This window comes from Streptomyces sp. NBC_01320 (assembly GCF_035974375.1).
Taxonomy (GTDB): domain Bacteria; phylum Actinomycetota; class Actinomycetes; order Streptomycetales; family Streptomycetaceae; genus Streptomyces; species Streptomyces yanii.
In genome coordinates this window covers 247,734-261,932 of the sequence record NZ_CP108391.1, presented here as the reverse complement: position 1 = coordinate 261,932, position 14,199 = coordinate 247,734, and the positions used below count along the sequence as shown (strand labels likewise).

The 14,199-nt window shown below is 68.2% G+C and carries 9 protein-coding genes; 2 read left to right on the top strand and 7 right to left on the bottom strand.

Features of this window, described 5'->3' with window-relative positions; translation table 11 throughout:
* Window positions 1–33 precede the first annotated feature (33 nt).
* The 5 genes from OG395_RS56660 to eccD form a co-directional block, all read right to left on the bottom strand.
* Window positions 34–498 carry a type VII secretion system-associated protein gene (locus OG395_RS56660; protein WP_327249989.1) on the bottom strand — a complete coding sequence of 155 codons (465 nt, stop codon included), beginning with the start codon at window positions 496–498 and terminating at the stop codon, window positions 34–36.
* A 211-nt stretch (window positions 499–709) separates the two neighbouring features.
* Window positions 710–1,030: a WXG100 family type VII secretion target gene (locus tag OG395_RS56655; protein WP_327249988.1), complete on the bottom strand. Its 321-nt coding sequence runs from the start codon at window positions 1,028–1,030 to the stop codon at window positions 710–712.
* A 140-nt stretch (window positions 1,031–1,170) separates the two neighbouring features.
* A complete protein-coding gene (locus OG395_RS56650; RefSeq protein ID WP_327249987.1) occupies window positions 1,171–1,512 on the bottom strand; it encodes a WXG100 family type VII secretion target in 342 nt (113 codons plus the stop codon).
* Between the two features lie 399 nt (window positions 1,513–1,911).
* Window positions 1,912–3,393, bottom strand: a complete 1,482-nt coding sequence (gene eccB, locus OG395_RS56645; protein WP_327249986.1) for a type VII secretion protein EccB — start codon at window positions 3,391–3,393, stop codon at window positions 1,912–1,914.
* Between the two features lie 14 nt (window positions 3,394–3,407).
* The gene (gene eccD, locus OG395_RS56640; RefSeq protein WP_327249985.1) at window positions 3,408–4,808 is read right to left on the bottom strand and encodes a type VII secretion integral membrane protein EccD; all 1,401 of its coding nucleotides are present in this window, start codon (window positions 4,806–4,808) and stop codon (window positions 3,408–3,410) included.
* A 358-nt stretch (window positions 4,809–5,166) separates the two neighbouring features.
* Between eccD and eccCa the strand changes: the two genes are divergently transcribed.
* Entirely contained in the window at window positions 5,167–9,150 is a 3,984-nt protein-coding gene (gene eccCa / locus OG395_RS56635; protein ID WP_327250159.1) for a type VII secretion protein EccCa, read from the top strand.
* A 107-nt stretch (window positions 9,151–9,257) separates the two neighbouring features.
* Here eccCa and OG395_RS56630 read toward each other — a convergent pair whose 3' ends face one another.
* Complete coding sequence (locus OG395_RS56630; protein ID WP_327249984.1) at window positions 9,258–10,487, bottom strand: S8 family serine peptidase; 1,230 nt, start codon at window positions 10,485–10,487, stop codon at window positions 9,258–9,260.
* Between the two features lie 82 nt (window positions 10,488–10,569).
* The gene (locus OG395_RS56625; RefSeq protein ID WP_327249983.1) at window positions 10,570–10,692 is read right to left on the bottom strand and encodes a hypothetical protein; all 123 of its coding nucleotides are present in this window, start codon (window positions 10,690–10,692) and stop codon (window positions 10,570–10,572) included.
* A 73-nt stretch (window positions 10,693–10,765) separates the two neighbouring features.
* On the opposite strand from OG395_RS56625, the gene OG395_RS56620 reads away from it, so the two are divergent.
* Window positions 10,766–14,101: a right-handed parallel beta-helix repeat-containing protein gene (locus OG395_RS56620; protein ID WP_327249982.1), complete on the top strand. Its 3,336-nt coding sequence runs from the start codon at window positions 10,766–10,768 to the stop codon at window positions 14,099–14,101.
* Window positions 14,102–14,199: the final 98 nt, after the last annotated feature.

Below are 14,199 nucleotides of genomic sequence, written 5' to 3'. Positions count from 1 at the left end.
ATCAAGAGGGGAAGACGACCCGTCCGGGCCCTGCTAGTTCTTGGGCTGGTCTTGACCAGTACTCGAGCCAGTACTCGAGAGGTCGCCGTCGACGTCGTCGAAGATGTCCAGGAAATCGTCAGCGGAAATCTCGTCGAGGCTCTTCTTCTGATTTTCCGTCAGCTCTTTGATGGTTTCCCAGAGCGCCTCCTCCAGATCCGAGAAGAGGACTTTGTGATCGGTGAAGATCTTGTTGATGTCCGTTGCCGCCTTTTTGACCTTCTCGTTCAGGGCGGAGCCACCGACCAGATCACCGTCGCCTCCCATGGGGCCGATAATCAGCGGGCTTTTGGACATGATTGTCTTGCTGGAGATGTCACCCCTGCAGATGCTCTCCATAGACGACCCGCTGTAATCGTCCTTGAAAATGTTATCCAGGGCCGCCCGGAACTCTTCGACGTGCTCTTTGATGAACTCCTTCAGCCATTCGCTGTCGAGGACTGTGGTCGTGGGTGCCATGGCGGTTCCTTTCTCCTCTTCAGGCAGATGCGGATCGCCGGTCGTGGGCTATCGGAATCAGGGCTCTGCCGCTTACACGAATCGGGGGGCGTGGCATGCTGCCCGCGATGAACCTGCGCTGCCGGCCTCGCCCGGCACGGCTGAGGCCGACAGCACTCTGAGTCTGCGAGCGTGCTCTTGTGCGACTGCGGTGCGCGAACTTCGGCAGCGGTCAGCGACTGCCTATCCGGATGTCGCCCCACTTCTGCGCAAGGCTCTGCTCGGTGAAGCGGTAGTTGCCGGAGATGTCGGTGAGCAGGGACGAGTGGCTGGCCAACAGGGTCTTCATGTTCTCCACGGCCTGGTCCCACTTGGCCTGGACTTCGCTGTAGACCTGCCTGTCGTCACCGACCCAGGTGTTGCGCAGTTCGTTGAGCTCCATTTCGAGGTTCGCCAAGATGCTCATGATCGCCTGTGTCTGGCTGACCATGTCGTCCGCCGCGTTCTCGGTGTGGCGGTAGTCGACGTATATGTAGCCGTCGCTAAGGTCCATCGATTTGATTCCTCAATTCACCATGTGATGCCGGTTGGGGGCAGCTGCCAGTGGGCGGGGCAGCAGCCGGTGGATGCGGGGGTGTCGTCGAGCCAACGAGGGGAGGTCAGTGGCCGATCACATCTGTCGGACTAGGCCGCTCAGGGGCTGAGCGTGTCGAACACAGAGCCGGATTTGTTGAGCTCGCCACTGATCGAGTCGTTCGCAGAGCCCTGGGTCATACCGTGCTCGCTCAGCGTCTGGTTGAGCTCGTCGATCATGCGGTCGAGGTTCGACAGGATGATGTCGGCGTTCTGGTCCCACTGGTCCAGCAGGTTGCCGAAGGCGCCACCGTCCGCGCCTCCGTAGCCGGAGCTGAGGCCCGTCCTCGTGTTCTGGACGTCCTGCTGGCACCTCAGGACACCGCCGCGGGCCTGCTCGAGCGCCGAGATTCCATTTCGGGTCGCGCCTACTTCTGATTGCTGCATGGTCGCCACGCGCATTCTCCTCTCAGAGAAGGATTACGGAATTCAACCCCCCGAGGACTCCATCGTTGCTCGCATTCTGTGCGCGCAGCACGCCAGACCGCTTGTCCACGGGGCGGCGCCTCAGGGGGGGGCAACCCCGGATACTAGACACGGAACATGACGTCAGGCAACGCATCGACACGTGGGAATGACCCATGAAATGACGCTGAAATGCTCAGCTGAGCAGAAATCAATTGCGAGGCTGCTCACCTGAGCTTCGACGTGGACCGCAGGCGGGCATTTTGGACATAGAGCCCCTGCATGTCACGGTCGACAACGGAAAAGACACCGACAGTGAAGCTCAAATCTTCATCAAGTCTTCGGTCCCAAAAGCCCAGGAAGATGCCTGCTTGGAAGCTTTTGTAGATAGATGGGCTATTTATCGGTTTTGCACCGCATGCTGAAGACATGTCCGCCCGTTGACGCGGACTCGGGGTCAAGGTCTGGCCCAGTGGGCAGCATCGCCAGCAACGGCGCGGGGAGCGCCTGCGGCCGGGTCCCCTCGTAGCCCAGGGCCTTGACGGCTTCCTGCGACGGAAGCCAGTACTTCACCCCGGAGTCGGTCACCAGATAAGTGGTGTCCCCGAGGACGTTCCCGGCGGCTCCCAACGCCCGTACCAGAGCGCCCTTTCCAGCCCGCACGGTGATGGCGTCGACGTCCAGGCAGGCGGGCTCCACCTCGTCGGAGGGCGGCTGGGCAGCCAGGCCGACGGCCTCTTGCGGCAGCACGAGGGTGCTGGTCCGCGGGCTGTCACCAGCTGCGCTGATGCCTGTGCAGGCGACGGAACCAGCAGCCACGTCAACCGCCTTCGGCGGGGCCTCCGGCAGCGCTCCCGCGCCCGCCCGTTCCACAGTCGAGGCTGAGGCCAGGTGACCAGTCAGCGCGTCGGCACCGAGGCGGGCCACCGTGACCACACCGCCTGCGTACGCTGTGGCGCGCGTCCGCGGGTCGCCGAGTACGAGCGCGGCGCCCGTGGCCGTCAGCGGGACCAACCCGTCTTTGGTGAGCAGGTGGTAGCGGGGAGCGGCTCCTGGCACATCCACCTGGAAGACCTGCCCGATCCTCGTCTTGCGCCCGCCCAGGTCCGGTCCCGCATCTCCCCTGCCGGACACCTCGGGAGACGCCAAGTCGGGCCCGGCGGGGAGCGCGTTCAGGAATGACGCGGAGACCGGGCGCGGTGTCACCGACCCGTAGCCCAACGCCTTGGCGGCGTCCGCCTTGTCGTCCAGGCGCAGCCGCGAGCCCTGCCAGACCAGGTACGCGGTTTTGTCAGGGCCGAGGACCAGCACAGACTCCTTGCCGCCAAGCTCCTGTCCGCCGCCGGCGCTGCCTGGATCAGGGCTGCCCACGGCCAGCACGGTGGTGGCGCTGACGGCTCCGCCGCTGCCGGGCTCGAGGCCGGAGCACACAAGCCAGGGACCGCTGTTCACATCGCCCGCACCTGGCAGGGTGTCGGGGGCGCCCGGGATGCCGACGGGTGAGCCATGGGGCTCTCCTCGGAGCGAGTTGTCGCCCACCGTCGTGGTCTTCAGGTTGCCGTTGGCCAGCAGCAGCGCGGAGGCGTAATTGCGCACCGGGCGCAGGCGGCCGTTCAGGTACACGAAGCGGGTGCCGGTCTCCTTGCTGACGATCAGGGCGTCGGAGGTGCGCCACGAGGTGTTGCCGCCGGGCTTGAGGAGTCCGAAGACGAAGGCGCCCGCGCACAGGATCAAAGCGATGATCACGCTGAGGGCGGTGGCTCGGTTGGTCCGGCCCGAGGGGCTTTCCGGGGCGTCGGGCTCGGCGCGCAGCATGGCCGAGGCCAGTCGCCCCATGACGAACATGTGCGCCTGTACCTGGTCGCGTTTGTTTTGCATGTTCCGGCCTCCGATCAGCCGTTGAGGCCGCGCAGGGCGCCGTAGACGCCGAGCGACCAGAGCGTGAGCGGCAGCATGCTGAACGCCGCGATGGAGTGCAGCACCTCGGCTGCGCGTCCCCAGTACGGCACGAGTCGCCGACCGGGCACCGTCCACGAGGCGATGGCGATGGACGCCGTCATGCTGAGCAGACCTGCGGTGAGGATCAGCCGGTCGGAGGCGTCGAAGCCGAGCGCGGAGACGAGCAGCAGCAGGGCGGCGCCCCATGCCCCCGCCGCGGTGAGCGCGATGCGCTGCAAGGCATTGCCGAGGCCTCGACTGTGCAGGAGCAACAGGAGGGAAAGTGCGATCATGGTGCAGGTCTCTGCGAGTCCAGGGCGGGAGGCCATGGCTGCGAAGCAGGGCACGCAGATCAGTCCGACGCTTCCGTAGAAGGCGGTCATCCAGCCGTCCGCGAGAACGGAGCGGCGCTCGACCTCGCTGGTGGGGTAGGGGTCGATGCCCTCCTGCAGCTGCTGGGCGTTGGTGGGCAGCGGAGGCATCCGCATCCCGGAGAGCCGGAACGACAACGACGGCACGAAACCGCCTAGGAGCACCGCCGCCAACGCCACCACGCTCGCGGCCTGTTCGGGTCCCAGTCCCCCGACGATGATCACCACAGCGCCGAGCGCACCACCTGCGGCGATCGTGGCGACGCCTAGGAACAGCGCTGGGTACAGGCCGACGGCGGCCAGTGCGAGCACTGCTCCGCCCGCGACGGCTGCCGCCGCGGCCAGAAGTCTGGCGCCGAGCACGGCATCGCCGGCCGGACCGCTCAACTCGCCTCCGGGCAGCAGCCAGCCAGCCAGCGCGAAATAGGGGGCGACCATGAAGCCGATGGCCGCGCCCGCTGCCGTGTCCCCGACGGCCCGGCTCGCCGAGCCCGCCCCTGCGACGAGCAGCAGCCCGGCTAGGCCTGCGGCTAGGGCTCGTAGCCACGGCGATGGGCCGGGCAGGGCGAGGACGAGGAGGCCGAGGGCGAGCACGGAGACGAACAGACCGCGCAGCAGTCGGCGGCTGGCCTCGGCGCTCCAGCCGTACGGACGCCCTCGCATGCTGGTGGATATGCCGTCGACCAGATCGTCCAGGTGCACTTCGGGCAACGCATCGGTGCGCGCCCTGAGAAAGAGCACGTCACCGTCGCGCATCCCGAGGGAGTCCAGGGTACTCTCAGGGTCGAGCGGCGGTCCGCCGAGGCGCTGGAGGATCCAACCTTCATGCTCCAGCCCGGCTTCTTCTAGGTCGTCTCCCCCGTAGCTGATCACAGTGGGCAGCAGATCGGCGACGGGCACGTCGGCGGGCACAGCCAGGTCGATCGTCTTCGCGGGGGCGCGGACGGTGAGGCGGCACAGGCTTGTCGCCTGTTTGTCAGTCATGAGCTTGGTTCTGCTTCCTGACAGGACCGCATGCGCGGTGGCTGGAATGTCGGAGCGTGTATGCCGATCGGCTCCACGATTTACGAGCCTGGATCGCAAATGGGTACGCGGCAAAGAGTTTTACGCTTCTCCGTGGCGGTTGACAACCTGAGCGGAAAAGATTTGAGGATGCTTTCCTGGAAGCCGCAGGCAGGGTATTGCGGACCCGGTTCCGGTGCTGCGGCTCGGCAATTCCAGCCTGCCGTGATTTTTGTGCTTCTTTTCGGACGGCGGCCGCGGAGCTCATCACACGCTCGCCATGTGGCCGTTTTCCACAGGGAATTATTCGGACCTCGTCGAGGAGGCTAATTCGTTGAGTGTGATCCTGTTCCGGCGGCCCGCCCGTCGGCACGGCCCGCAGATGCCGTCGGGGGAGGTCAGCCTCCAGGAGCCGCCCACCCTGCCGGAGGTCGTTCCCGACAGCTCCGCGGTGTGGACCTATCTGCCCATGGCGCTGATGTCGGTGTCCATGATGATGATGTTCATGCGACCCGGGATGTCCAAGTCGAGCGGCGGGTTCATGTACATCGCCATCGGCATGATGGTGCTGGCCTCCGCGGGCATGATGCTGGGTCAGGTCATGCGCCGCGGCGGCGAGCGCAAGCAGCGACTCAAGGGTGAGCGCCGTGACTACCTGCGATATCTGGCGCAGACCCGGCGCAAGGTGCGGGCCGCCGTCGCCGAGCAGCAAAAGGCCCTGTCCTGGCGGCATCCGGCACCCGAGGCGCTGGGCAGCTTGGTGCGCAGTACCCGGTTGTGGGAGCGGCGCCAGTCAGATGAGGACTTCCTCGAGGTCCGGGTCGGCGTCGGCGACCAGCGGCTCGCCATGACTCTGACCCCGCTGTCGACGAAGCCCGTGGAGGATCTGGAGCCGCTGTCCGCGCATGCATTGCGCAGCTTCATCCGGGCGTACTCCAGCGTTCCGGAGCAGCCGATCGCGGTCTACCTCAGGGCGTGGTCGAAGGTTCTCTTCCGGGGTGACGATGAGCGGATCCGTGGTGTGGTCCGCGCGCTGCTCGCCCAACTCGCCGTCTTCCACTCCCCCGACGACGTGTGGATTGCGCTGTGTGTCTCCGACGAGCGGCGGGCGGAGTGGGAGTGGGCCAAGTGGCTGCCGCACAGCCTTCACCGGCACGAGCAGGATGGGGCCGGGTCGGCCCGCCTGATCGCCTCGGCTTTCGGTGAGTTGGAGAACCTCTTGGGGGCAGAGTTCCAGGAGCGCCCCGCGTGCGACCCGGAGGCCGTTCCCGGCCGCGAGGAGCCCTTCATGGTCGTCGTGGTGGACGGTTGCAATATCCCCGACGGTCACCGCTTCGACGGGCTGGGCTTCCGCAACGCGGTCGTCCTCGACCTGACCGGGGCCCTGTCGTGGAAGCCCGGCCGTACCACGCTGCGCCTCGAACTCCAGGACAACCGCTTGTCGTTGGTGCGCACCGACCGCGATCGCAAGGAGGAGACGACCCTGCTGGGCGCGCCCGACCGGCTGGGCCCGGTCGGTTCTGAGGCCGTCGCCCGCCTGATCGCCCCATACCGGATGGGGCTGGGCGGCGAGGTGGGCGAGCCGTTCTCCGCCGATGTGCAGCTCACGACGCTGCTGGGCATCCCTGACCTGTTCCGGCATGAGCCGTCCTCGCTGTGGAAGCGGTTTACCGGCGGCGGCCGGCTGCGGGTCCCCATCGCTGTCAGCGGCGATGGCGCCCCGATCGAGCTGGACATCAAGGAATCGGCCCAGGGCGGCACGGGTCCGCACGGCATGCTCATCGGAGCCACCGGTTCCGGCAAGAGCGAGTTGCTGCGCACCCTAGTCCTGGCGCTGGCCCTCACCCACTCCTCGGAGACGCTCAACTTCGTCCTCGTCGACTTCAAGGGCGGGGCGACCTTCCTGGGGTTGGACGAGCTTCCGCACACCTCGGCGGTCATCACCAACCTCGCCGACGAAGTGGCGCTGGTCTCCCGGATGCAGGACGCCCTGCACGGGGAGCTGATGCGCCGCCAGGAGCTGTTGCGCTCTGCCGGGAACTACGTCTCGGCGGTGGAGTACGAGAAGGCACGGCAGTCGGGCACCCCGCTCCAGCCCCTGCCCAGCCTGTTCGTGGTCGTGGACGAGTTCAGCGAACTGCTCTCCATGCACCGCGACTTCATGGACCTGTTCGTGATGATCGGCCGCCTGGGACGCAGCCTCGGCGTGCACCTGCTGCTGGCCTCGCAACGTCTGGACGAAGGCCGGATCCACCAGCTGGAGAGCCACCTTTCGTACCGAATCGGTCTGCGCACCTTCTCGGCGATGGAGAGCCGCGGCGTGCTCGGGGTGACTGACGCATACGAGCTGCCCGCCCAGCCCGGCAGCGGCTTCCTCAAAAGCGGAGTGGACGCACTCACCCGCTTCCGCGCCGCCTATGTCTCGGGCCCGTACGTGAAGCGGCGCAGCGCCGTCGTGCAGGCCCAGGTGGCCAGCCAGATCGTGCCGTGGACATCCGGCTGGGTCGTGCCGCGAGCGCCCGCCGCGGACCAGGAGCTGGATGAGAGCCAGGATGCCCCGGAGCCGGAGGCCGAGGAAGCAGAGAGCGGCGAGACGCTGCTGTCGGTGGCCGTTGAACGGCTGCGCGGCTCCGGCCCGCCCGCGCACCAGGTCTGGCTGCCGCCCCTGGATGTGCCGCCCACGCTCGACCAGCTGCTGCCTCCGCTCGCACCCCACCCTCGCTTCGGGCTGACCACGGCCGACTGGCCGTCACGGGGCAGGCTCACCGTCCCCGTCGGTATCGTGGACCGGCCCTTCGACCAGCTTCGGGACCTGCTGACGGTGGACCTCTCCAGCTCCGGCGGCCACGTGGCCATCGCGGGCGGTCCGCAGAGCGGCAAGAGCACCCTGCTGCGGACCCTGATCACCGCGCTCGCTCTGACCCACACCCCGCGCGAGGTGCAGTTCTACTGCCTGGACTTCGGCGGCGGTGCCTTGGCCGGGCTGAGTGGCCTGCCGCACATGGGCGGGGTGGCTGCGCGTGTGGACTCCGAGCGGGTGGGCCGCACGGTCGCCGAGGTGAACGCGGTGCTCAGCGGCCGGGAGCGGTTCTTCCTGGAGCATGGCATCGACTCCATGGCCACCTATCGCAAGCGCCGGGCGGAAGGGGAGTTCCCGGACGAGCTGCACGGCGACGTGTTCCTCGTGATCGACGGCTGGTCGACAGTGCGCCAGGACTTCGACACGCACATCCCGACGTTCAACGCGCTGGCCGCGCGGGGCCTCAACTACGGGGTGCACCTGATTGTCACCACCGCGCGGTGGGTGGAGCTGTCGGCGTCCGTCCGCGACCAGGCGGGCACCCGCCTCGAGCTGCGCATGGGCGATTCGATGGACTCGCACATCGACTCGCGGAAGGCTGCCGCCGTGCCGCGCAGCCCGGGCCGGGGGCTGACCGGTGAGAAGCTGCACTACCTCGCGGCGATGCCGAGGATCGACGGAGTGGAGGACTCCGACGACATGGCCGACGGCGTCGCCGGCCTCGTCTCGGCGGTCAGCGAGAGCTGGACCGGCACCAGCGCACCGCCTGTGCGGATGCTGCCCAGCCGGGTGGAGATTAGTGAACTACCCGCCCCGGAGGGCGATCTGCGGATCGCGATCGGGCTCGAGGAGAACGAGTTGGCTCCGGTGTGGCACGACTTCTCCGAGAACCCGCACATGATCGTGGTGGGTGACACCGAGTGCGGCAAGACCAACCTGCTGAAGGTGCTCGCCAAGGGCATCACCGACCGGTATACCCCGGCCGAGGCCCGCATCATGACCGTCGACTACCGCCGCCAGCTGGTGGAGTCAGTGCCCGAGGAGTACCGGCTGGGGCACGCCGTGTCGCTGGACGTGCTCCAGGATCTGGTGAACGGCGTGGCGCGCGCGGTCAAGCAGCGTGTGCCAGACGCCGACGTCAGCCCCTCGCGGATGAAGCTGTGCGACTGGTGGACCGGGCCTCGGCTGTTCATACTGGTTGACGACTACGACATGGTCGGCACCGGCCCGCTGGCGCAGCCCTTCATGCCGCTCCTGGACCATCTGGCGCTCGGGTACGAGGTCGGCCTCCACATCGTCGTGGCGCGCTCCTCGGCAGGGGCCGGGCGAGGTCTGAACGAGTCGCTGTTGCGGCGGCTCCAGGAGGTCAACACTCCCGCCCTGCTGATGTCCTGCCCGCCCTCAGAGGGCTACCTCTTCGGCAATGTCAAGGGCCGCACGCTTATCCCGGGTCGGGCGATGCGTATCGCCCGCCGCAAGAGCGTGCAGGTACAGACGGCGATAGCGGAGGACGAGGCCACATGACACCGTACGGCAAGCCCGTGCCCGCGGCCGAGAGGGAACCGCTCGCGGCGGCGTCCCTGTCGGCCGTCCGGGCGTTCGGGGATCCGTTCTCGGCTCGGTTCGCGCGGCTAGCGCCCCGGCGGGAGCCAGCCTCTGGCCCGGCCGCGTGGGATCACCACGCCGGCGGCGCCGACCAGCAGCACCACAGCCAGGCACACCCCGGCAATGGCCAGTCCCCAAGTGCGGGGCCCGGTGTCGGGGGGCGCCGGCATGCGTGCCGCCGGCGGCTTGGCCGCCTTAAGGGCACTTCGGGAACTGCTTGCCGGCAGGACGGTGGACATGGCCGCGTATGGATCCAGCCTGGGTATGGCGGCTGGGTAGGACGCTTCCAGCAGCTGGCGGCTGACCTGCTCGGCGGTCATCTCGGGGTGGTGTGCGCGCACGAGGGCGGCGGCGCCGGCCGCGCACGCGGCGGCCAGCGAGGCACCGGAGCCGATGAAGTGCCCGGAGCCGCGCGGGCCGACGCTGACCATGCCGTCGCCAGGCGCCGCGAGGTCCGGCCGGTAGGCAGGCGGGGCGTTCTGTTGCCGTACTCCGCTCGGCCCGAAGTCCACCACGGAGAGCACGCCCGGCAGGGCCGCGGGCCAGTACGGGCCGCGCGGCACCTCGCCGTCAGGGCCCAACTCTTCTCGCGGCACGGCGTCCGGGGCCGCCGGCGCGATAACCAGAGCGTCCTTGCTGGCAGCGAACTTGACAGCCGAGGCCAGTTCCGATCGGCCCGTGCGCAGAGTCGCACTGACGTAGATCACCCCGGCTCCGCGCTTCGCGGTATCACGTATGCCTTGGGCAACGCGCTGCACACTGGGTGCACCGCGGTCGTCTGTGCCGCTCGCGGCCAGGATGCGGGCCCGTGGGGCGAGTCCGAGCACTCCGATGCCCTTCTCGGGTGCGGCGGCGATGAGCCCGGCGGCGAAGCTGCCGTGGCCAGGGCAGTCCGTGCCCGCACCGCCAAGGGCGGTCACCCGGCCGGACAGCGCGGGGATGCTGGTGCCGACTCCGCTGTCCACCAGGGCGACGGTCACCCCCTCGCCCTCGGAGAGCTGATGCGCCCGGCTCAGGCCCAATGCGCTCCTCGACCACGGAGCCGCCGTAGCGGTCTTCTGCGACGCCTTGGTACAGGGCTGGCCGTCCCCGAGGCGTACGGGCAGCGGGGGCAGGGTGAGCGTCCCCTGGTCCACGGAGGTCCGGTCAACCGTGTCCGCGGTCTGTTCGGCGACGGCCGGACCGGACGCGGCGGGAAGCACAGCGGAGGCGGCCGCGACGATGGCTATAAGTCGGTGTATCAGACGACTTGGCATGACGCGCATGATAAGCACGCTCCGGTGGTCTTGTATGCACGTGGGCCGTATTCCATCCCGCTACGAGCGGCCGAGCGACGCGTCATCCCTGGTCGCGCGCCGCAGCCCGGCCGCCAACCGCCATCTGGCAGCCGGAAAAGAACAGGCGCTCCCGAACCTCCCGCAGCGTGGAGGCGTGGTCCGGGAAGAAGCGGCGGAGCGTCATGCCCTCGCTCCGCGTCACCGACCGCGTACCCGGGCGGCGGGTCGCAGCACAACATCGAGGAGGTTCGAGGCGCGTGTCACGGCAGTTGCTCACGGTCGGCCCAGACCAGTCGGACGGTTTCCAGACGATTGGTGAGGCACTGGCCCAGGCGCGCACCGGAGCGGTGATCCGGGTCAGGCCCGGACGCTACCCCGAGAGCCTGGTCATCAAGACACGAGTCACCATCGTCGCCGATGGTGATCGGGGAAGCGTCGAGATCTGCCCGCGCCGTGAGGGCGCGATCAGCCTCCTGGCGGACGCGGTGATGCTCACCGATCTCGTCCTGCGTGGTCACGACAAAGAGATCCCGGTTGTGGACGTGGCGAGAGGACAGGTGGCGCTGGACGGATGCACCGTCACCGGCTCGGGGTGGGCGGCCGTGCTGCTGCGCGGCTCAGGCTCGCTGGCCGCCCGCGGCTGCCGGATCAGCAATCCCGGTGGTGCCGGCATCGTGGACACCTCGCAGGCGGAGAGCTTCATCGAGGACTGCCACTTCGAGAACCTCGGCACCTCCGCCGTGGTGATCGGGGAGCAGGCCCGGCCCACCGTGCGCGGCTGCCGGGTGCGCGGCGCCCGCGGCAACGGCATCCTGGCCAACGGCGAGGCCCGGGGCACGGTGGCGGAGTGCGACATCTCCGGCACGGACAAGCCTGCCATCGCCCTCGAGGGACACAGCTCCACCCGGGTGCTGCGCACCACCGTCCGCGACGCGTCCGTTGGCCTGTTCATCACCAGCATCGCCCGCCCGGAGATTGAGGACTGCGAGTTCATCTCGATCTCCGGCAGCGCCGTCGTGATCTCCGGCGGCGCCGATCCACTGCTGGTCAACTGCCGTACGCGCAAGCCGAAGCACAGCGGGCTGCTGGTCCTGGACCGCTCCCGCGGCACACTGGAGGGCTGCGAGTTCACCGGCTCCGCCGAGCCCGCGATCAGGGTCGCCGAGGGCAGCTCCCCCATCCTGATCGACACGGTGGTACGCGACTGCCGCTGCGATTCCGCTGCCGTGCTGCTCGCGGACGACAGCGCGGCGGAGTTCGACCGGCTGCGGGTCGTAGACGCTGCGGGAGTCGGCATCTCCATCCAAACCAGCGCGAACCCGCTGCTGCGCCGCGCGATCGTCAGCGGCTCCGGCGGGAACGGCGTGGATTTCTCGGCCGACGGCCGGGGACGTCTGGAGCACTGCGAGATCGAGTCGGCGGGCGGCGCCGCGCTGCACATCGCGGACGAGGCAGACCCGTTCGTCTCCGACACGGTGCTGCGCTCGGCCGCAAAAGCAGGCGTCATGGTCGCGGAGCACGGCATGGGAACGTTGAGAGACTGCCTGATCGAGTCCAGCGCCGATTCCGGCGTGGCCGTCCAGGCACATGGCGAGATCACCCTCGAACGGGTGCGGGTGCAGGGCGCCAAGGCCCACGGCGTCCATGTGATGCGTGGCGGCCGTGCCGCCCTGACCGGCTGCGAGATCACCGGCAGCACGGGCGACGGTATCCGAGTCGACAGCGAACACGAGGTGTCGCTCACGGGTTGCGTCGTACGCGACAACAGGGGTGCCGGGCTCAAGCAGAGCCGCTCCGGCGACCAACTGGCGGTCTCGTCCCTGAACAGCGTGGACAACGGCGCCGAAGACGCCTGGGGTGAGAACGCCACGGGCGCCGTGGGCGGCTCCAGCGGCGGGGTCCGCGTCGCCGAGGCCGAGCCTGACGGGCCGCTTGCCGAGCTGGAGGCACTGGTCGGCCTGGAGAACGTCAAACATCAGGTCCGTACTCTGGTCAACCTCAACCAGCTCGCTCAGCGCAGGATCAGGCTCGGCATGCCCGTCGCGTCGATGAGCCGCCATTTGATCTTCGCGGGCCCTCCTGGCACTGGCAAGACCACGGTCGCCCGGCTCTACGGCAGCATCCTGGCGGAACTCGGCGTGCTGCGCACCGGTCACCTCGTCGAGGTAGCACGCGCCGACCTTGTGGCCCAGGTCATCGGCGGCACGGCTATCAAGACCACGGAGGCGTTCAACAGCGCCCTCGGCGGTGTCCTGTTCATCGACGAGGCCTACACCCTGACCCCCGAGGGCGCCTCGTCCAACGACTTCGGCCGAGAGTCGGTGGACACCCTGCTCAAGCTGATGGAGGACCACCGCGACGACGTGGTCGTGGTCGCGGCCGGCTACTCAGAGCAGATGGACTCCTTCCTGTCCGCCAACCCCGGCCTTGCCTCACGCTTCACCCGCACGATCGAATTCGCCAACTACTCGGTAGAAGAGCTGGTGACGATCACCGAGTCCATGTGCACCAGCCACGAGTACGAGCTGGAGCAGCTGACCCGCGAGGCTCTGGCCCTGCACTTCGAGGGGATGACACGGAACGCGACGTTCGGCAACGGCCGCGCAGCCCGAAGTATGTTCGAGGAAATGATCGACCGGCAGTCGTTCCGGCTCGCCGCCATGCCAGACCCCAGCGAGAGCGACCTGTCGCTGCTCCTGCCCGAGGACGTGGGCGACACCGTAGCCGCGAGCGTCCGCGGCGCCGAGGAACAGACGGACGACGCCGACAGCCCCCTGGCCAGGCTGGAAGCCATGATTGGCCTCAGCTCGGTCAAGCGCGAGGTCACAGACCTGGTCAATCTGCTCTCCAACGCCCGCCAGCGGGTCGCAGCCGGCCTGCCCGCCCCCAAGATCAGCAACCACCTGGTGTTCACCGGACCGCCCGGAACCGGCAAAACCACCGTGGCGCGGCTCTACGCCGAACTGCTGTACTCCCTGGGCGTGCTGCGCCGCCCCCAGCTGGTGGAGGTCGCCCGCGCCGACCTGGTCGGGCAGTACATCGGCCAGACCGCACAGTTGACGAAGGAGGTCTTCAACAGCGCCATCGGCGGTGTGCTGTTCATCGACGAGGCGTACACCCTCACCCCCAGCGGATCGCCCAACGACTTCGGCCGCGAGGCCGTGGACACCCTGCTCAAGCTGATGGAGGACCACCGCGACGACACCGTGGTCATCGTGGCGGGCTACACCGAGGAGATGCAACGATTCCTCGACTCCAACCCGGGCCTCGCATCCCGGTTCTCCCGCTTCGTGGAGTTCGAAGACTATTCCACCGAAGAGCTGGTCACCATCGTCACCAGGCATGCTGCCGCCTCCGGGTACGAGTGCGCTCCCGACACGCTCACCGCGCTGCACAGCCACATCGGCGCCCTGCCGCGTGACCGCTCGTTCGGGAACGCACGGCTCGCCCGCAAGCTCCTGGAAAACATGATCACCCGCCAGGCGGGCCGACTCGGCGGCCTGGACGCCCCCAGCGTGGAGGACCTCAAGCTGCTCCTGCCAGCAGACCTGCCAGCCAGCAGCTCGATCGGTCAACGGCTGGAAGTCCACTGAACCAGCTCACGCCCACTGCGTTGAACTAATAGAGCTTCCTTGCAGATCCCGCCGGACAGCATGTCGATGCCACGACCGGGTGCTCCCCGGCGGGACAG